This window comes from Streptomyces sp. NPDC021096, from assembly GCF_040641275.1.
Taxonomy (GTDB): Bacteria; Actinomycetota; Actinomycetes; order Streptomycetales; family Streptomycetaceae; genus Streptomyces.
The window spans coordinates 55400-73618 of the sequence record NZ_JBFADG010000009.1; the positions used below are offsets into that span (position 1 = coordinate 55400).

Below are 18219 nucleotides of genomic sequence, written 5' to 3' on the forward strand. Positions count from 1 at the left end.
CCGTGCCCGACCCCGCGTTCGACTTCCGTCACCGCTGCGACGCCCCTCTCCGTTGCCGGCCGTGGTCTGCCGTGGCCTGCGGTTGGACCCGCGGGCTGCGGCCATGGTACGTATAACGACGCTAGTTATACGTAAAACCGGGATGGCTCGGTCAAAGGTGGCCGGCCGGGGCGTCCCGGCCGGAAGACGAGAGGCGGACAATGGCGGCGGCGGGCGGCGGTTACGTCGAGATGCTCAAGACGCGGCACGCGGCGCGACTGCTCACCGGCACCCTGGTGGGCCGGCTGCCGAATGCCACCGCCGCGCTGGCGATCGTCCTCTTCGTCCGCGCCGAGGGCGGCAGCTTCACCCTCGCCGGAGCCCTCTCCGCCGTCTACGGCGTGGCCAACGCCGTCGGCCAGCCGCTGCTCGGCCGGGCCGTCGACCTCTACGGCCAGCCCCGCGTCATCCTGCCGTCGGCCCTGCTGACCGCGCTGGGCATGGGGCTCTTCACCGTCGTCGGCCTGGACCCGCTGCCCCTGTCCTACCTTGCCATGATCGTGGCCGGTCTGTTCGCGCCGCCTCTGGAGGGCGGCCTGCGGGCGCTGTGGCCCTCGGTCCTGAAGAACGAGGACGACCTCCACGCCGCGTACTCCCTCGACGCGATCGCACAGGAACTGATCTACGTGGTCGGTCCGCTGATCGTCACGCGCATCGTGGCCCTGTGGTCCGAGGCCGCCGCGCTGAACGCGCTGCACCTGATGGGCGTCGTCGGCGCGCTCGCCGTGGTCACCTCGCCGCCCTCCCGGAAGTGGCGCAGCGAGCCCCGCGAGGCGCACTGGCTGGGCGCGCTGCGCTCCCGTGGGCTGCTGGTGCTGCTCGGCACGTTCTTCTTCATCGGCTCGGCCCTCGGCTCCATCGCGGTCGCCGCAGTCGCCTACGGCGACGCCCACGGGGGCGGCGGCATATCCGGCTGGCTGCTGTCGGCCCTGGGCGTCGGCGCCCTGATCGGCGGCTCCGTCCACGGTGCCCGCCAGTGGCCCGGCAGCCCCGAGCAGCGCCTGCGGGTGCTCGTCGGCGGACTGGCCCTGCTCTACGTGCCGCTGGTGCTCGTGCCGGGCGTGGTGGCCATGACGGTCCTCGCCGGGGTGGCGGGCCTCTTCCTCGCGCCCTGTCTGGCCACCGCCTTCGTGGTCGTGGACCGGCACGCGCCGCGCGGCACGGTGACCGAGGCGTTCTCCTGGCTGGTGACCTCCTTCGGTGTCGGTGCGGCCATCGGCACGGCCTTCGTGGGGCCGGCGGTCCAGTCCGGCGGTGCCCGCTCCGGTTTCTTCGTCGCCGTGGGCGGCGGCGTCGCGGCCCTGCTGGTGATGGTCGCCTCCCGGCGCGCCCTGCGGGCCCCCGAGGCCCCCTCGACCGTCGTGGCCCGGTCGGAAAATGATCGGAACGGTGCTGTCGAACCCGGTTTCAGCGCAGGGCATCAGGCGTAATGTTCAGGCATGGACCGCCGCATTTTCGGGCTGGAGAACGAGTACGGCGTCACGTGCACGTTCAGGGGACAGCGCCGACTGTCGCCTGACGAAGTGGCGCGCTACCTCTTCCGCCGTGTCGTTTCCTGGGGCCGCAGCAGCAACGTCTTCCTGCGCAACGGTGCCCGCCTCTACCTCGATGTGGGCTCGCACCCGGAATACGCAACACCCGAGTGCGACAGCGTGACCGAGCTGGTCACCCACGACAAGGCGGGCGAGCGCATTCTCGAGGGCCTGCTCGTCGATGCCGAACGCCGCCTGCACGAGGAGGGGATCGCGGGCGACGTCTACCTCTTCAAGAACAACACGGACTCCGCGGGGAACTCCTACGGCTGTCACGAGAACTACCTCGTGGCCAGACACGGGGAGTTCTCCCGTCTCGCGGACATCCTCATCCCCTTCCTCGTCACCCGGCAGCTGCTCTGCGGGGCGGGGAAGGTCCTGCAGACCCCGCGCGGCGCGGTGTACTGCGTCAGTCAGCGCGCGGAGCACATCTGGGAGGGCGTCAGCTCCGCCACCACCCGCTCCCGCCCGATCATCAACACGCGGGACGAGCCGCACGCCGACGCCGAGCGCTACCGCAGGCTGCACGTCATCGTCGGGGACTCCAACATGTCCGAGACGACGATGCTGCTCAAGGTGGGCGCGACCGACCTCGTCCTGCGCATGATCGAGGCCGGCACCGTCATGCGCGACCTGACCCTGGAGAACCCCATCCGGGCCATCCGCGAGGTCAGCCACGACATCACCGGCCGGCGCAAGGTGCGCCTGGCCAGCGGCCGCGAGGCCTCCGCGCTGGAGGTCCAGCAGGAGTACTACGAGAAGGCCGTGGACTTCTGCGAGCGCCGCGGGATCCGCACAGGCACCGTCGAGCGCGTGCTGGAGCTGTGGGGCCGCGCCCTGGAGGCCATCCGGGACGAGGACCTGGACCGGATCTCCACCGAGATCGACTGGGTGATGAAGTACCAGCTCATCGAGCGGTACCGGGCCAAGAACAACATCACCATGTCGCATCCGAGGGTCGCGCAGATAGACCTGGCCTACCACGACATCCACCGCCGCCGCGGCCTGTACTACCTGCTGGAGAAGCGCGGGCAGGCGGCCCGGGTGTGCAACGACCTCAAGATCTTCGAGGGCAAGTCCGTGCCCCCGCAGACCACGCGCGCCCGGCTGCGCGGCGACTTCATCCGCCGGGCCCAGGAGCAGCGCCGGGACTTCACCGTCGACTGGGTGCACCTCAAGCTCAACGACCAGGCGCAGCGCACGGTGTTGTGCAAGGACCCGTTCCGGTCGGTCGACGACCGGGTGGAGAAGCTCATCGCCGGAATGTGACAGGTCGTAAAGAGACACAGCGTAAAAGGCACGGATGTGCGCCGGGTCCACCGCACCCGGCGTGCATCCGTGTCGGACGGGGTTGATCGGCGGGGCGCAGGCCGTAGAGTGACGGGCACTGCCCAGCGACCTCTATAGCCGAGTTGGACTTCATGAACCACACGAAGAACGCGCGTCGCCTCGCCGCGGCGTTGGCCGTGCCCGTCCTGCTGCTCACCGCCGCGGCGTGCGGGTCCGAGGACGGCGGCGGCTCCTCCGACGCCAAGGTGAAGGTGGAGGGCAAGTTCGGGGAGAAGCCCGAGATCACCGTGCCGAAGGACGCCAAGCCCGCGGACAAGCTCGTCGTGAAGACCCTGACCGAGGGCACCGGCGAGAAGGCGGAGAAGGGCTCCTTCGTCCGGCTGGACTTCGCCGGGCAGACGATGAAGGACAACAAGCCGCTCGGTGGCACCTGGGCGAGCCAGGACAAGACGGACGGCAAGGGCCCGCGCCGTCAGATGGTGCAGCAGCTCGGCCAGCCCAGCCAGGAGATGCCCGCCAAGGTGCTGGACGCGGTGGTGGGCCAGAAGGCCGGCTCCCGCATCGAGGTCGAGGGCACGGCCAAGGCGCTGATCGGCGACCAGCTCAACCCGCAGGCGGGCGTCAAGCCCGAGGACGGCCTGGTGTGGGTCATCGACGTCGTCGGTGCCCAGAAGGTCGACGCCAAGAGCGAGGTCAAGGGCGAGCAGGCCAAGCCGGAGGCCGGCATGCCCGAGGTCAAGCCCAATGCGCAGAAGGCCGCCGACATCACCATCCCCAAGGACGAGAAGGCGCCGACCGACCTCAAGGAGCAGGTGCTGATCAAGGGCACCGGCGCGGAGATCAAGGCCGGTGACGGCCTGATCGCGCAGTACACCGGTGTGAAGTGGGAGGACGGCAAGAAGTTCGACTCCTCCTGGGACCACGCCGGCGCCACGGCGTTCCAGATCGGCACCGGCTCGGTCGTCCAGGGCTGGGACAAGGGCCTGGTCGGCAAGCACGTGGGCGACCGCGTCGAGCTGGTGATCCCGCCGAAGTTCGGCTACGAGGGCCAGGCGCAGAGCGGCCTCGACAAGAACACCCTGGTCTTCGTCGTGGACATCGTGGGCAAGGTCTGATCCGCTGACCGCGATCTGCCAGAATTGCACGGTTGTCTGCAGGATTGATTCGTAGGAGCACGTTCGTGAACATCGAGAAGCCCGAGATCGACTTCCCGGAGGGTCCGGTTCCGGCCGACCTCGAGATCACCGAGATCTGGGAGGGCGACGGCCCCGTGGCCAAGGCCGGGGACTTCGTCAAGGTCCACTACGTCGGCGTCTCCTTCTCCACCGGTGAGGAGTTCGACGCGAGCTGGAACCGCGGCGGCCCGCTGGAGTTCAAGCTCGGCGCCGGCCAGGTCATCGCGGGCTGGGACCGTGGCATCCAGGGCATGAAGGTCGGTGGCCGCCGCAAGCTGGTCATCCCCGCCCACCTCGGCTACGGCGACCGTGGCGCCGGCGGCAAGATCGCCCCGGGCGAGACGCTGATCTTCGTTTGCGACCTGATGGGCGTCTGAGACACCCCGAACGAAGGCCGAGGGCCCGTGCCTGCCTGGCGCGGGCCCTCGGCTTTTGTCGTGGGAGCCCCGAGCGGTACGGTCAACGGTTGAGAGCACAAGTAGAGAGGGCGTCGATGGCGATCGCCAAGGCCGAGCGGTTGATGAACCTGGCACTGTGCCTGCTGGGCACGCGCCGCCCGCTCAGCAAAGGGGAGTTGCGGGCCTCGATCGAGGCCTACATTGAGGCCGGCGCGGCCGGTGCGGCGAGCGGCGACTCCGGGAGCGAGGACGCCTTCAACCGGATGTTCGAGCGCGACAAGGACGACCTGCGCGAGCTCGGCCTGATCATCGAGACCGTCGAGGGCCTCGACGGCGAGACCGGCTACCTCGCCCGCCGCGACAGCAACCGCCTCCCCGCGATCACCCTGGACGTCGAGGAGTCCGCCGCCCTCGGCCTGGCCGCCAAGGTCTGGCAGCAGGCCCGCCTCGCCTCGGCCGCCAGCGGCGCCCTGCAGAAGCTGCGCGCCGCCGGGATGCCGCTGGCGGAGGACCCGTACGGCACGCACAGCGCCCTCGAGACCCGCATCCCCGTCCACGAGGCCGCCTTCGAGCCGCTGATGCTCGCCGCCCGCGACCGCCGGCCCGTCGTCTTCGACTACCGCAAGGGCAACGCCGCCACCTCCGAGCAGCGCCGCGTCGAGCCCTGGGCGCTGGAGTGCTGGCGCGGCCACTGGTACCTGGCGGGCTGGGACCGCGACCGGCAGGCCGAGCGGGTCTTCCGGCTCTCCCGGATCACCGGCAAGGTCCGCTCCCGGGCCCTGCCGTTCACCGCGCCCGTACCCGACCACGTCACCATCCGCACCACCGTCGAGAGCTGGGCGGGCGAGAAGGCCACCGGCACGGCCCGGATCAAGGTGCGGGCGGGCCACGGCTATCCGCTGCGGGCCCGCGCCCTGAGCACGCGCGAGGCCGGCGACGGCTGGGAGGAGCTTCAGATCCCGTACGGGCACGGGCTGGACGCCTGGCTCGTGGAGTTCGGCCCCGACGTGATCGTGCTGGAGCCCGCCGAGCTGCGGGCCGACGTGATCGACCGGCTGCGCGCCGTGGCCAAGGGCTGAGAGGAACGGAACCGAGCACTGATGGCCACCAACGCCATTGACCAGACCCGGCGGATGCTGTCGCTGGTCACCTATCTGCGCGAACGCCCCGGCGCCCGGGTCACCGACGTGGCCCGCGCCTTCGGCATCACCGAGGACGAGCTGATCGGCGACCTCGATGTGCTGCCCATGTGCGGCACCAGCTTCCGGGGCGGTGACCTGCTGGACATCGACACCGACGGCGACCGCATCTGGTGGCACAACCCCGACGCCTCCGGCACCAGCACGGGCGAGCCGCTGCGGCTGGCCGCCGACGAGGCCACCGCCCTGCTGGTGGCCGCCCGTGCCGTGGCGACCCTGCCGGGGCTGCGCGAGAGCGACCGGCAGGCGCTGGTGCGCGCCACCGCCAAGATCGAGGCCGCGGCCGGGGAGGCGGCGGGCGCCAGCTCCCGGCTCTCGGTGACCTTCGAGTCCGAGGGCGGGGTCTTCGCCGACGTCGACCGGGCCATCTCCGAGCGCCGCCGCGTCTGGCTGCGCTACTACTCGCCCGCGCGCGACGAGCTGACCGAGCGTGAGGTCGACCCGATCCGGCTGTTCGCCGTGGGCCACACCTACATGGAGGCGTGGTGCCGGCTGTCCGAGGCGCGGCGCACCTTCCGGCTGGACCGGGTGGCCGAGATCCGGATCCTGGACGAGCCCTCCGACCCGCCGCCCGTCGAGCTGCGCGACCTGTCCGAGGGGCTGGTGCAGCCGGCCGCCGAGGACCCCGAGGTCGTCATCGAGGTGGGCCCCGGCGGTCGCTGGGTCGCCGAGTACTACCCGCACGACCGGGCCGAGGAGCTGCCTGACGGCGGCCTGCGGATCACGCTGCGCACCCCGGACCCGGCCTCGCTGCGCCGGCTGGCGCTGCGGCTCGGCCGGGACGGGCGGATCGCCGCCCCGGCCGCCGTGGCCGACAGCGCACGGGAGGCCGCCCGCGAGGCGCTGGCGGCATACGGAGAGTGAAGGGGAACCGGACAGTGGAATGGGCAGGGGACGTGAGGGACGCCGGGACGACGGCCGCCGCGGTCTTCAAAGCCGCGTGCCCGGACTGCCGGGGCTGCTTCGAGCTGGCCGCGGGAGCGCTGCGGCTGGCGATCGGCGCCAGCGACCGCACCACCTTCTACTCCTTCACATGCCCCGACTGCGGCTCCGCGGTCCGCAAGCCGGCGGGGGAGCGGATCGTCGAGCTGCTGACGGGCGGCGGGGTGCGCACCCTGCGGCTGCACATCACCGCCTGATCCCTCCGCTCCCGGCACCCCCCGATAGGCTCGTCCCATGTTCTGGCCCATGCTCGCCATCGCCCTCGGCTTCTGCGGCCTCGCCGTGCTCGGCGTGCTCGCCGCGCGCGTGTTCGTCGAGACCCGGCGGCTGGCCCGGCAGGTGGCCGAGGCCTCGCGGCGCATCACCCTGGCCGCCGAGGACCTGGAGCGGGCGGCGACGCCGCTCGCCGCGCAGGCCCCGCGCCGGGACTGAAGGGGCCGGCCCGTCCGTCGCGTCCGGTGCCCTGCTGGCCCCGCGGGGTGGACGGTACGCTGGTCGGGGTGGCCCTGTTGACGAGGCGGAGGGTCGCGACTGGGAGTATGCACAGGGATTGCCCAGCGTTTACCCCTGCGCGTTACGATCGCTGCCGTACGACTGATGGACATTTGTCCGATCGGTCGGTCAGCTGCCCCACACCCATGCCGCTTCGGTGAGAAGGTAAACCACATGTTCGGACGGCTCGGCCCCACCGAGATCATCCTCATTCTTGTCGTCATCGTCCTGCTGTTCGGTGCGAAGAAGCTTCCGGACATGGCGCGTGCCCTCGGCAAGTCCGCCCGCATCCTCAAGAGCGAGGCCAAGGCGATGAAGACCGAGGGTCAGGACAACGCCTCGGCCCCCGCCGACCCGCCCGCCGAGCAGGCTCCCCGTACGATCAAGGCCGCGCCCGGCGATGTGACCTCCCGCCCGGTGAGCGAGCAGACCGACCGCACGACCCAGCGCTGACCCCCGGACAGACTGAGACGGCCGCCCGGACGGCGTCCGTCTGCCGCACGAGATAGGGACGGTGGGTTGCTCACGTCTGCCCGCAAGAAGGAGAAGGACCCCGAGGGGCGGATGCCGCTCACGGAGCACCTTCGTGAGCTGCGCAACCGGCTGGCGAAGGCGGTCCTCGCGATCGTCGTGGTCGCCGTCGTCGCGGCGTTCTACAACAAACAGATCATGGACTTCCTGTCCGGGCCCGTTCCGCAGTGCCCGGACCGCGACCTGGCCAAGAGCCACGGCGGCAACTGCGCGGTCCTGATCTTCTCCAACCTGACGTCGCCCTTCACCACGATCGTCAAGGTCTGCCTGCTGGCCGGCGTCACGGTGTCGTCGCCGATCTGGCTGTACCAGCTGTGGGCGTTCCTCGCCCCGGGGCTGCACCGCAACGAGAAGAAGTACACGATCGCCTTCGTGGCGACCGCGGCACCGCTCTTCCTCGCGGGCGCCTACCTGGCGTACCTGATCATGCCCACCAGCATGCAGGTGCTGCTGAGCATCACCCCCGACTCCGCGGCCAACACCCTCGCCCTGGACGACATCCTGGACTTCAGCGTCCGGATGATCCTCGTCTTCGGCCTCGCATTCGAGCTGCCGCTGCTGCTGGTGATGATGAACGTGGCCGGCATGGTCACGGGCCAGGCCATGGTCAAGTGGTGGCGCGGCGTCGTCATGGGCGTCTTCATCTTCGGCGCGGTCGCCACCCCGAGCACCGACCCGTTCGGCATGTGCATCCTGGCCGTGCCGATCATCATCCTGTACTTCGGTGCGGTCGGCTTCTCGCTGCTCAACGACAAGCGCCGCGAGCGCCGCAACCCCGACCGCATGCTCGACGACGACGAGGCGGCCCCGCTGGACCTCACGCCGCAGTCCGTCGGCGACAGCGACGCCATGCCGGCCCTGCCCGAGCAGGCCCACCGTGGCGGCTACGACGACGTGACCTGATCCCTGGTGCACACCGATGCGGGGCGGTCGCCGGGAACGGCGGCCGCCCCGGTCGTGTTCATGGCGACCGGCGGCACCCGGTAGTGTCCCCGCGTGACTAGCGACATCACGTTATTCGTCAACCCCTCGGCCGGCCGGGGGCGCGGCGCCCGCGCCGCCCAGCCCGCGGCCCGGGTGCTGCGCGATGCCGGCTTCGCCGTCCGTACGGTCCTGGGCACGGACGCCTCCGACGCCCTGCGCCGGGCGCGCGAGGCCGTCGCCGGCGGCACCGGCGCGCTGATCGCCGTCGGCGGGGACGGCATGACCTCGCTGGCGCTGCAGGCCGTCGCCGGGACGCGGACCCCGCTCGGCGTGGTGGCCGTCGGTACCGGCAACGACTTCGCCCGCGCCGCCGCCCTGCCCGTCCGTGATCCCGTCGCGGCGGCCCGCGTCGTCGCCGGGGCCCTCAAGGGCGACGGCGGCCGGGCCGTGGACCTCGGCAGGGTGGGCACGACCTGGTTCGGCACGGTCCTCGCCTCCGGCTTCGACTCGCGCGTCAACGACCGGGGCAACCGGATGCGCTTCCCCACCGGGCGGCTGCGCTACGACGTGGCCATGGTCGCGGAGCTGGCCGCGCTGCGCACCGTTCCGTACCGCATACGGCTCGACGACGGGCCCGAACAGTGCGTCGAGGCGACGCTGGTGGCGGTCGGCAACGGCAGCTCCTACGGCGGCGGCATGCGCATCTGCGGTCAGGCCCGGCTGGACGACGGACTCTTCGACGTCACCGTCGTCGGCCCCTGCAGCCGCTCCACCCTGCTGCGGGTCTTCCCGAAGGTCTACCGGGGCACCCATCTGAGCCACCCGCGCGTCACCACCTACCGCGCGGCCAAGGTGACGCTGGAGGTGGACCCCGGGGCGGCGCCGGACGCCGGGAGCGTCACCGGCTACGCGGACGGCGAGCGGCTCGGCCCGCTGCCGCTCACGGCCGAGACCGTGCCCGCGGCCGTACGCCTCCTGGGAGCTCGATAAAGATCGGGTGGCTGTCGGAGGTCCCCGGTAGGCTCGTAGACAAGATGACCGAGGACATGTCCCCTGCTGAGCGCTACGCCCTGGCACGGCACCGCGCCGCGGAGCAGGCCACCGCGCTCGCCCCCTTCCGCGAGATGTACGACTTCGAGCTCGACCCCTTCCAGATAGAGGCCTGCCGGGCCCTGGAAGCCGGCAAGGGGGTACTGGTCGCGGCGCCGACCGGCTCCGGAAAGACCATCGTGGGCGAGTTCGCCGTCCACCTGGCCCTCACCCAGGGCCGCAAGTGCTTCTACACCACGCCCATCAAGGCGCTGTCGAACCAGAAGTACAGCGATCTCGTCCGACGCTACGGCGCCGCCAAGGTCGGCCTGCTGACCGGCGACAACAGCGTCAACCCCGACGCCCCGGTGCTCGTGATGACCACCGAGGTCCTGCGCAACATGCTCTACGCGGGCTCCCAGGCCCTCATAGGCCTCGGCTACGTGGTCATGGACGAGGTGCACTACCTCTCCGACCGCTTCCGTGGCGCCGTCTGGGAGGAGGTCATCATCCACCTCCCGGAGTCGGTGACCCTGGTCTCCCTGTCGGCCACGGTCTCCAACGCCGAGGAGTTCGGCGACTGGCTGGACACCGTGCGCGGCGACACCGAGGTGATCGTCTCCGAGGAGCGGCCCGTCCCGCTGTGGCAGCACGTGCTGGCCGGCCGGCGGATGTACGACCTCTTCGAGGAGCGCAGCGACCACGGCGGCCGCGGCGCCGCCCGGCGCGAGGTCAACCCCGACCTGCTGCGCATGGCCCGCATGGAGAACAGCCGCACCTACAACCCGCGCGAGCGCCGCCGCGGCAAGATGGTGCGCGAGGCCGACCGCGAGCGCGAGCGCCGCCAGCGCAGCCGCATCTGGACGCCCAGCCGCGTCGAGGTCATCGAGCGCCTGGACGCCGAGGGCCTGCTGCCCGCCATCACCTTCATCTTCAGCCGGGCCGGCTGCGAGGCCGCCGTCCAGCAGTGCCTCTACGCCGGGCTGCGGCTGAACGACGACGCGGCCCGGGTGAAGGTCCGGGAGATCGTCGAGGAGCGCACCGCCGCCATCCCCGACGAGGACCTCCACGTCCTGGGCTACTTCGAATGGCTGGAGGGCCTGGAGCGGGGCATCGCCGCGCACCACGCCGGCATGCTGCCGACCTTCAAGGAGGTCGTGGAGGAGCTCTTCGTCAAGGGCCTGGTCAAGGCCGTCTTCGCCACCGAGACCCTCGCGCTGGGCATCAACATGCCCGCCCGCACCGTGGTCCTCGAGAAGCTGGTGAAGTGGAACGGCGAGCAGCACGCCGACATCACCCCCGGCGAGTACACCCAGCTCACCGGACGCGCCGGACGGCGCGGCATCGACGTCGAGGGCCACGCCGTCGTGCTGTGGCAGCGCGCCATGGACCCCGGCGCCCTGGCCGGCCTGGCCGGCACCCGCACGTACCCGCTGCGCTCCAGCTTCAAGCCGTCGTACAACATGGCGGTCAATCTGGTCTCCCAGTTCGGGCGGCACCGCTCGAGGGAGCTGCTGGAGACCTCCTTCGCCCAGTTCCAGGCGGACAAGTCGGTCGTCGGCATCTCCCGCCAGGTGCAGAAGAACGAGGAGGGCCTGGCCGGCTACCGCGAGGCCATCGAGTGCCACCTGGGCGACTTCGAGGAGTACGCCCGGCTGCGCCGCGACCTGAAGGACCGCGAGACCGAGCTGGCCAAGCAGGGCGCCGTACAGCGGCGGGCCGCCGCCGCGGCCGCGCTGGAGCGGCTCAAGCCCGGCGACGTCATCCACGTGCCGTCCGGCAAGTTCGCCGGACTCGCGCTGGTGCTCGACCCGGGCCTGCCCGCCGGCCGCACCGACCGCCACCGCGGCTTCGACCACTACGACGGGCCCCGTCCGCTGGTGCTCACCGCCGAGCGGCAGGTCAAGCGGCTCGCCTCCATCGACTTCCCCGTCCCGGTGGAACCGCTGGAGCGGATGCGCATCCCCAAGTCCTTCAACCCGCGCAGCCCCCAGTCGCGCCGCGACCTCGCCTCCGCGCTGCGCACGAAGGCCGGCCACATCGAGCCCGACCGGCACCGCAAGTCGCGGGCCGCGGCGGCCGACGACACCGAGATCACCCGGCTGCGGGCCGCGCTGCGCGCTCACCCCTGCCACGGGTGCGACGAGCGCGAGGACCACGCCCGCTGGGCGGAGCGCTACCACCGCCTGCAGCGCGACACCCGTCAGCTGGAGCGGCGCATCGAGGGCCGCACGAACACCATCGCGCGCACCTTCGACCGCATCTGCGCGCTGCTGACCGAGCTCGGCTACCTGCGGGCGGACGAGGTCACCGAGGACGGCCGCCGGCTGGCCCGCCTCTACGGCGAGCTGGACCTGCTGGCCTCCGAGTGCCTGCGCGAAGGCGTCTGGGACGGCCTGGGGCCGGCGGAGCTGGCGGCGTGCGCGTCGGCGCTGGTGTACGAGGCGCGGGCCGCCGACGACGCGGTGCCGCCGAAGCTGCCCACGGGGGCGGCGAAGGAGGCGCTCGCCGAGATGGTCCGCATCTGGGGCCGGCTGGACGCCCTGGAGGAGGAGCACAAGATCAACCAGGCCGAGGGCGTCGGCCAGCGCGAGCCGGACCTCGGCTTCGCCTGGCCCGCCTACCGGTGGGCCTCCGGGCATGGCCTGGACGAGGTGCTGCGGGAGATCGACATGCCGGCGGGCGACTTCGTGCGGTGGTCGAAGCAGCTGATCGATGTGCTGGGGCAGATCGCGGCGGCGGCGCCGGCGGGTAGTCCTGTCGCGCGGAATGCGCGCAAGGCCGTCGATGGCTTGCTGCGCGGGGTCGTGGCGTACTCCTCGGTGGGGTGAGCGGGGGCACCGGCGGCTCGGCACCGCCGGGCCGCGCCGCGGTGGGCCGAGCGCCGTCGCGGCGGGGTTTCCTCCCCGGTCCCGCCCCTTCCCGTAACCGGGGCTCCGCCCCGGACCCCGGTCCTCAAACGCCGGACGGGCTGGATTTTCCCCGCGTCAGTCCCAGTAGGTCGCGGGCCGGGCCCGTCGGGCGGTGGCCTCTTGGCCAGACGGCTCGGAGGGTGCGGCGCAGGGGGAGGTCCGCGAGCGGTATCTCCACCAGGCGGCGGGCCGCCAGTTCCTCGCCGATCGCGAGCTCGCTCAGCACCGACGGGCCCGCGCCGCTGACGACGGCCGCCTTCGCCGCCGTCGTCGACGCCAGTTCCAGGAGCGGCTCGGCCAGACCGCCGTACGAGGCCAGGGCCGTGTCCAGGACCTGGCGGGTGCCCGAGCCGCGCTCGCGCAGGATCAGCGGGGTGGCCGCCAGCTCCGACGCGGCCAGTGGGGCCCTGCGGCGGGCCCATGGGTGGCCCGGGGCGGTGACCAGGACGAGCCGGTCGTGGGCGACGACCGCGCCGTCCAGGCCGGGCGGCACGTCCAGGCCCTCCACGAACCCGAGATCGGCCTCCCCGGCGAGCAGGCGCCCGGCCACCGCCGCCGAGTTCCCGGCCAGCAGTGAAACGGCCGTGCCCGGCCGCTCCGTGCGCAGCGCTATCAGCCACCCGGGCAGCAGATACTCCGCGATGGTCATGCTGGCCGCCACCCGCAGCCGCGAGTCGCGGCGCCCACGCAGCGCCTGCGCCCCCGCGTCGAGGGCCTCCGCGGCCTCCACCACGCGCCGCGCCCAGTCCGTGACCAGCACCCCGGCGTCCGTCAGCCGGGAACCGCGCGGGGAGCGCTCCACGAGGGCGACGCCGAGCTGCCGTTCCATGCTGCGCACCCGGCCGCTGGCGGCGGGCTGGGTGATGCCCAGCTCCCGCGCGGCCCGCCCCAGGCTCCCCAGCCGGGCCACGGCGAGCAGCAGCTCCAGCGCCCCGAGGTCGGGCACCCGGTGGGCGAGGGGCGTCGGCAGGTCCGCACTCATAACCCCAGCTTATGCCCTCATAGCCCGGCGGTCCCTGGTGGCGGGTGCGGGCCCGGGAGACGGTGGGGACATGAGTGAGCAACCCCGCCCCCGCCTGCGCCACCTCGGCCCGAACTGGTACGCCACCGTCATGGGCACCGCCATCGTCGCCTCCGCCGGAGCCGCCCTGCCCCTCCACGGGCCCGGGCTGCGGGGCGCGTACGAGACGGTGTGGGCGCTGGCGGCGCTGGCGCTGCTCACCGTGCTCGCCGCGCGCGCGGGCCACTGGGCCCGCCACCGCGACCAGGCCCGGCGGCATCTGGCCGACCCGGCCGTGGCGCCTTTCTACGGCTGTCTGGCGATGGCCCTGCTGGCCGTCGGCGGCGCCACGCTCTCCGTGGGGTCCGGGGTGATCGGCGAACGGGCCGCCCTGGCGACCGACGCGGTGCTGTGGGTGAGCGGCACCGTCATCGGGCTCGGCGCGGCCGCCGCCATTCCGTACCTGATGGTGACCCGGCACCGCATAGCGCCCGGCGACGCCTCGCCGGTGTGGCTGCTGCCCGTGGTGGCACCCATGGTCTCCGCGGCGCTCGGCCCCGCCCTCGTACCGCATCTGCCGGCCGGGCAGTGGCGGGAGGCGATGGTGCTGGGCTGCTACGCGCTGTTCGGGCTGAGCCTGCTGGCGACGCTGGTCATCCTGCCGCTGCTCTTCGCGCGGCTCGTCCACCACGGCCCGCTGCCGCTCGCGCTGACGCCGACGCTGTTCCTCGTCCTGGGCCCGCTGGGCCAGTCCACGACCGCCGTGAACAACCTCGCCGACGTCGCCCAGGGCGCCGTCCCGGCCCCGTACGCGCAGGCGATGGCCGGTTTCGCGGTGCTGTACGGCACGCCCGTCATGGGCTTCGCCCTGCTGTGGCTCGTGCTGGCCGCCGCGATGGTGGTGCGCGCCTTCCGCGGCGGCATGGGCTTCGCCATGACGTGGTGGGCCTTCACCTTCCCCGTCGGTACGTGCGTGACGGGCGCCGCGGCGCTCGCGCGCCACACGGGCCTGCACGCCCTGACCTGGCTGGCCGTCGCGCTCTACGTCCTGCTGGTGGCGGCCTGGGCGGTCGCGGGGGCCCGGACGCTGGCCGGCGTGGTCAGCGGGAGGCTGCTCGCAGCGCCGCGCCCAGCACCTGCGGCGCTCGCGTCAGCGATGGCCCGTACCACGTGAGATGACGCCCGCTGACCAGCGCGGACGGCAGGCCGGGGAAGGACTCCGGCCCGTCGTCCGCGCTGAAGCGGTACGGCTCGTCGGGCAGGACGACTATCTCCGCGCCGCAGGCGTTCAGATCGGCCAGCGGGATGCGCGGATAGCGATCGGCGTGCCCGGCATGGACGTTGACGACACCGAGCCGGGCGAGGACGTCACCGGCGAAGGTGTCCCGGCCGAGCACCATCCAGGGTCTGCGCCACACCGGAACCACGGCCCGCAGGAAGGGGCCCGCGGCGCGGGTGTCCCGCCATGCGTCACGCGCGTCGTCCAGCCAGGCGGGCCGGGCCAGCCCGCAGCCGCGCACCAGGACGCGCTCCAGCTCGGTGAACGCCTGGTCCAGGGTGCGTACTTCGGTGACGAGGACCTCGAGACCGGCGGCGAGCAGCGCGGCGAGGTCGGGGGCGCGGTTCTCCTCCTCGTTGGCGATGACGAGGTCGGGCGCGAGGGCCGCGATGCGCGCGGTGTCGGGGTTCTTGGTGCCGCCGACCCGGACGACGTCGAGGCCGGCCGGGTGCTCGCACCAGTCGGTGGCCCCCACGAGGAGGCCGGGCGCGGTGGCGGCCACGGCCTCGGTGAGCGAGGGGACCAGGGAGACGACACGGCGTACGGCGGGGCGGCCGCTCAGCGAGCTCACCGCCCCACCGTACGCCTGTTCGTCAGGTGCCGACAGGCGCCAGCTTGTCGGCGAAGCCCGGGTGGGCGTCGAGCCAGCGGCGGGCGGAGTCCTTCTCCTTGCCCTTGCCGCCGCTCTGGATCTCCGCCTCGAGGGAGGCGAGGTCCTTCTCGGACATCTTGAAGTTCTTCACCCACTGAGCGATCTTCGGGAAGTCGGCGGCGAAGTCCTTCTTGCCGACGGCGTGGATCTGCTCGCCCTCGCCCCAGGCGCCCTTGGGGTCCTTGAGCTTCTTCAGGTCGTGCTTGGCGTACGCCCAGTGCGGCGACCAGAGGGTGGTGACGATGGGTTCCTTCTTCTTCATCGCCCGGTCGAGCTCGGCGAGCATCGTGGACGTCGAGGACGAGACGACCTTGTACTCGCCGTCCAGGCCGTACTCCTTGAGCACCTTGTCGTTGAGCGTGCCCATCATCCCGGCGCTGGACTCGATGCCGATGATCTTCCCGCCGAACTGTGCGCCCTTGCCCTTGAGGTCCGCCAGGGAGTCGATGCCCTTGACGTACGAGGGGACGGTCAGCTCCAGGGAGGTGGGGCCGTACCAGGAGCCGAGGTCGCTGAGCTTGTCGCCGTAGCGGTCCATGTACTGCTTGTGCGTGGTGGGCAGCCAGGAGTCGAACTGGAGGTCCATCTGGCCCTGGGCCAGGGCGGTGTAGAGCGGGCCGGGGTCGAGCTGCTTGACGTCCGGCTTGTAGCCGCGGTCCTCCAGGACGTTCTGCCACAGGTAGGTGGTGGCGACCGCCTCGTCCCACGGGAAGTAGCCGAGCTTGACCTGCTTGCCGTGGCCGACGTTCTTGCCCGCGGCCACCGCCTCCCCGTCGCCGCCGCCCTGGGTCAGCCGCATGCCGCCCGCGACGAGCGCGAGGACGACGACGCCGACGGCGGCCACGGCGGTGCCGGGCCGGTGGCTGAGGAACTTCGGGGCGCCGGAGCGCACCGAGGCGGCGGCCTTGGCCGCGGCGCGGCGGCCGAGCGGGGAGACCCGCTTGCCGAGGGCGCCGGTCATCCGGTCCAGGTACATCGCGAGGACGACGACGGCCAGGCCGCTCTCGACGCCGCCGCCGATGTCGACCTGGGTGACGGCCGCGTAGACGGACTCGCCGAGGCCGCCGGCGCCCGCCATGCCGGCGATGACGACCATGGACAGCGCCAGCATGATGACCTGGTTGACGCCCGCCATGATGGTGGGCAGGGCGAGCGGCAGCTGCACCCGGGTGAGGGTGTCGCGCGGGGTGGTGCCGAAGGCGCGGGCGGCCTCGACGAGTTCGCCGTCGACCTGGCGGATGCCGAGCTCGGTCATCCGCACGCCGGGCGGCATCGAGAAGACGATGGTGGCGATCAGGCCGGGGATGGGCCCGATGGAGAAGAACATCACGCCCGGGATCAGGTAGACGAAGGCGGGCATCGTCTGCATGACGTCGAGCACGGGCCGCAGCACCCCGCTGACCCGGCGGTCCCGGGCCGCCCAGATGCCCAGCGGAACGGCGAGCACGAGCGTGATGAGGCTGGCGACGAGGACGAGCGAGAGGGTGGAGGTCGCCTCGTCCCACAGGCCGAAGGAGTCGATGAGCGCGAGCCCGGCGAACGCCAGGGCGCCCGCGAGCAGGCCGCGCAGCCACCAGGCGAGGACGGCGAGGATGCCGGCCATGAGCAGCGCGTCGGGGGCGCCGAGGACGGCGTTGACCCCGTCGTACATGCCGGACAGGACGGTGTTGACGGCGTCGAAGAGCCAGGAGAGGTGGGACTGCAGCCAGTCCACGGCGCTCTCGGCCCAGCTGCCGAGGTGGATCTTAGGCATGGGCGGTCACCTCCGGCTCGGGCCGCTGCGCAAGGGGCGCGGCGTCCGCTTCGGCCGGCTGCTCGGCCAGGGCTTCCAGCAGGCGGTCGCGGGTGACGACGCCGGCCAGCTCGCCGCGCTCGTCGGTGACCGCGACGGGGGCGCCGCTGTGGGAGAAGGGGGCGAACAGCTCGGAGACGGCCGTCTGCGCGCTGACGGTGGCGGCCCCGGCCGGGACACCGGACGGCTTGTCCATGATCGCGCCCGCGGTGAGCACCCGGGAGCGGTCGACGTCCTGGATGAAGGAGGCGACGTAGTCGTTGGCCGGGCGGAGCAGGATGTCCTCGGCCGTGCCGTTCTGGACGACGCGGCCGTCGCGCATGACGGCGATGCGGTCGCCCAGGCGCATGGCCTCGTTGAGGTCGTGGGTGATGAAGACGATGGTCTTCTTCAGCCGCTTCTGCAGGTCCAGCAGCTGGTCCTGCATGTCGCGGCGGATCAGCGGGTCCAGCGCGCTGAAGGACTCGTCCATCAGCAGCAGGTCGGCGTCGGTGGCCAGCGCACGGGCCAGGCCGACGCGCTGCTGCATGCCGCCGGAGAGCTCGTCGGGCCAGGAGCGCTCCCAGCCCTTGAGGCCGGCGAGCTCCAGGGCCTCGGTGGCCCGCGCCTCGCGCTCCTCGCGCGGCACGCCGCGCACCTCCAGGCCGTAGGCGGCGTTCTCGAGCACGCTGCGGTGGGGGAAGAGGGCGAAGTGCTGGAAGACCATGCTGATGTTCCGCGAGCGCACGTCGCGCAGCTCGCGCGGGGACAGCGCGGTCAGGTCCCGTCCGTCGTACAGGACGCGGCCCGCGGTCGGCTCCAGCAGCCCGTTGAGCATGCGCAGGAGGGTGGACTTTCCGGATCCGGAGAGCCCCATCACCACGAAGATCTGGCCGGCTTCGACCTCGAACGACGCGTCGATCACCGCCGCGGTGGTGCCGTCAGCGCGCAGCTCGTCGCGGTCGGCACCGCTTTCGAGCCGCCGGACGGCTGCTTCGGGTCGTCTGCCGAACACCTTGTACAGGTGCTCGGCCTTCAGCCTGGACACATAAAC

General features: G+C 72.2%; 17 protein-coding genes. 13 read left to right on the plus strand and 4 right to left on the minus strand.

All coding sequences use genetic code 11. The features are described from left to right. Positions 1–200: 200 nt before the first annotated feature. The 12 genes from AB0G59_RS15170 to AB0G59_RS15225 all read left to right on the plus strand — a co-directional run bounded on the left by AB0G59_RS15170 (position 201) and on the right by AB0G59_RS15225 (position 12382). On the plus strand, positions 201–1469 hold the full coding sequence (locus AB0G59_RS15170; RefSeq protein WP_360911651.1) for an MFS transporter: 1269 nt from the start codon (positions 201–203) through the stop codon (positions 1467–1469). A gap of 9 nt (positions 1470–1478) precedes the next feature. After that, entirely contained in the window at positions 1479–2840 is a 1362-nt protein-coding gene (gene pafA, locus AB0G59_RS15175; RefSeq protein WP_360911653.1) for a Pup--protein ligase, read from the plus strand. A 152-nt stretch (positions 2841–2992) separates the two neighbouring features. After that, positions 2993–3976, plus strand: coding sequence for an FKBP-type peptidyl-prolyl cis-trans isomerase (locus AB0G59_RS15180; protein WP_360911655.1), 984 nt, complete (start codon positions 2993–2995; stop codon positions 3974–3976). 65 nt (positions 3977–4041) lie between these two features. Further along, entirely contained in the window at positions 4042–4413 is a 372-nt protein-coding gene (locus AB0G59_RS15185) for an FKBP-type peptidyl-prolyl cis-trans isomerase (protein ID WP_071962850.1), read from the plus strand. Between the two features lie 116 nt (positions 4414–4529). Further along, on the plus strand, positions 4530–5513 hold the full coding sequence (locus AB0G59_RS15190; RefSeq protein WP_071962851.1) for a WYL domain-containing protein: 984 nt from the start codon (positions 4530–4532) through the stop codon (positions 5511–5513). A 21-nt stretch (positions 5514–5534) separates the two neighbouring features. After that, a complete protein-coding gene (locus AB0G59_RS15195) occupies positions 5535–6497 on the plus strand; it encodes a WYL domain-containing protein (RefSeq protein ID WP_071962852.1) in 963 nt (320 codons plus the stop codon). Between the two features lie 32 nt (positions 6498–6529). Continuing rightward, positions 6530–6772: a hypothetical protein gene (locus tag AB0G59_RS15200; protein ID WP_177337776.1), complete on the plus strand. Its 243-nt coding sequence runs from the start codon at positions 6530–6532 to the stop codon at positions 6770–6772. Between the two features lie 37 nt (positions 6773–6809). Then, on the plus strand, positions 6810–7007 hold the full coding sequence (locus AB0G59_RS15205; protein ID WP_071962854.1) for a hypothetical protein: 198 nt from the start codon (positions 6810–6812) through the stop codon (positions 7005–7007). 234 nt (positions 7008–7241) lie between these two features. Continuing rightward, on the plus strand, positions 7242–7520 hold the full coding sequence (gene tatA / locus AB0G59_RS15210) for a Sec-independent protein translocase subunit TatA (RefSeq protein WP_360911659.1): 279 nt from the start codon (positions 7242–7244) through the stop codon (positions 7518–7520). A 111-nt stretch (positions 7521–7631) separates the two neighbouring features. Further along, on the plus strand, positions 7632–8501 hold the full coding sequence (gene tatC / locus AB0G59_RS15215; RefSeq protein ID WP_360911882.1) for a twin-arginine translocase subunit TatC: 870 nt from the start codon (positions 7632–7634) through the stop codon (positions 8499–8501). Between the two features lie 93 nt (positions 8502–8594). Next, positions 8595–9512, plus strand: a complete 918-nt coding sequence (locus AB0G59_RS15220) for a diacylglycerol kinase (protein WP_360911661.1) — start codon at positions 8595–8597, stop codon at positions 9510–9512. A 44-nt stretch (positions 9513–9556) separates the two neighbouring features. Next, entirely contained in the window at positions 9557–12382 is a 2826-nt protein-coding gene (locus AB0G59_RS15225; RefSeq protein WP_360911663.1) for a DEAD/DEAH box helicase, read from the plus strand. Between the two features lie 124 nt (positions 12383–12506). Here the strand turns inward: AB0G59_RS15225 and AB0G59_RS15230 are convergent, their stop codons facing one another. After that, the gene (locus AB0G59_RS15230) at positions 12507–13445 is read right to left on the minus strand and encodes a LysR family transcriptional regulator (RefSeq protein ID WP_360911665.1); all 939 of its coding nucleotides are present in this window, start codon (positions 13443–13445) and stop codon (positions 12507–12509) included. Positions 13446–13515: 70 nt separating this feature from the next. On the opposite strand from AB0G59_RS15230, the gene AB0G59_RS15235 reads away from it, so the two are divergent. After that, a complete protein-coding gene (locus tag AB0G59_RS15235) occupies positions 13516–14637 on the plus strand; it encodes a TDT family transporter (RefSeq protein ID WP_360911667.1) in 1122 nt (373 codons plus the stop codon). On the opposite strand, the gene AB0G59_RS15240 is transcribed toward AB0G59_RS15235, so the two are convergent. From AB0G59_RS15240 to AB0G59_RS15250, 3 genes are read right to left on the minus strand one after another with little or no spacing between them, the layout of a single operon-like run. Beyond that, on the minus strand, positions 14564–15304 hold the full coding sequence (locus AB0G59_RS15240; protein ID WP_360911884.1) for a helical backbone metal receptor: 741 nt from the start codon (positions 15302–15304) through the stop codon (positions 14564–14566). The genes AB0G59_RS15235 and AB0G59_RS15240 overlap by 74 nt on opposite strands. Positions 15305–15335: 31 nt before the next feature. After that, entirely contained in the window at positions 15336–17147 is a 1812-nt protein-coding gene (locus AB0G59_RS15245) for an ABC transporter permease/substrate binding protein (RefSeq protein ID WP_360911669.1), read from the minus strand. Next, a complete protein-coding gene (locus AB0G59_RS15250; RefSeq protein ID WP_360911671.1) occupies positions 17140–18213 on the minus strand; it encodes a glycine betaine/L-proline ABC transporter ATP-binding protein in 1074 nt (357 codons plus the stop codon). Before AB0G59_RS15250 ends, AB0G59_RS15245 begins: the two co-directional genes overlap by 8 nt. Positions 18214–18219 lie beyond the last annotated feature (6 nt).

Excerpts from the sequence above, each read along its gene's own strand:
- AB0G59_RS15170 (WP_360911651.1), top strand. The coding sequence starts at position 201 with ATGGCGGCGGCGGGCGGCGGTTACGTCGAGATGCTCAAGACGCGGCAC.
- pafA (WP_360911653.1), top strand. The coding sequence starts at position 1,479 with ATGGACCGCCGCATTTTCGGGCTGGAGAACGAGTACGGCGTCACGTGC.
- AB0G59_RS15180 (WP_360911655.1), top strand. The coding sequence starts at position 2,993 with ATGAACCACACGAAGAACGCGCGTCGCCTCGCCGCGGCGTTGGCCGTG.
- AB0G59_RS15190 (WP_071962851.1), top strand. The coding sequence starts at position 4,530 with ATGGCGATCGCCAAGGCCGAGCGGTTGATGAACCTGGCACTGTGCCTG.
- AB0G59_RS15195 (WP_071962852.1), top strand. The coding sequence starts at position 5,535 with ATGGCCACCAACGCCATTGACCAGACCCGGCGGATGCTGTCGCTGGTC.
- AB0G59_RS15205 (WP_071962854.1), top strand. The coding sequence starts at position 6,810 with ATGTTCTGGCCCATGCTCGCCATCGCCCTCGGCTTCTGCGGCCTCGCC.
- tatA (WP_360911659.1), top strand. The coding sequence starts at position 7,242 with ATGTTCGGACGGCTCGGCCCCACCGAGATCATCCTCATTCTTGTCGTC.
- tatC (WP_360911882.1), top strand. The coding sequence starts at position 7,632 with ATGCCGCTCACGGAGCACCTTCGTGAGCTGCGCAACCGGCTGGCGAAG.
- AB0G59_RS15225 (WP_360911663.1), top strand. The coding sequence starts at position 9,557 with ATGACCGAGGACATGTCCCCTGCTGAGCGCTACGCCCTGGCACGGCAC.
- AB0G59_RS15230 (WP_360911665.1), bottom strand. The coding sequence starts at position 13,445 with ATGAGTGCGGACCTGCCGACGCCCCTCGCCCACCGGGTGCCCGACCTC.
- AB0G59_RS15235 (WP_360911667.1), top strand. The coding sequence starts at position 13,516 with ATGAGTGAGCAACCCCGCCCCCGCCTGCGCCACCTCGGCCCGAACTGG.
- AB0G59_RS15245 (WP_360911669.1), bottom strand. The coding sequence starts at position 17,147 with ATGCCTAAGATCCACCTCGGCAGCTGGGCCGAGAGCGCCGTGGACTGG.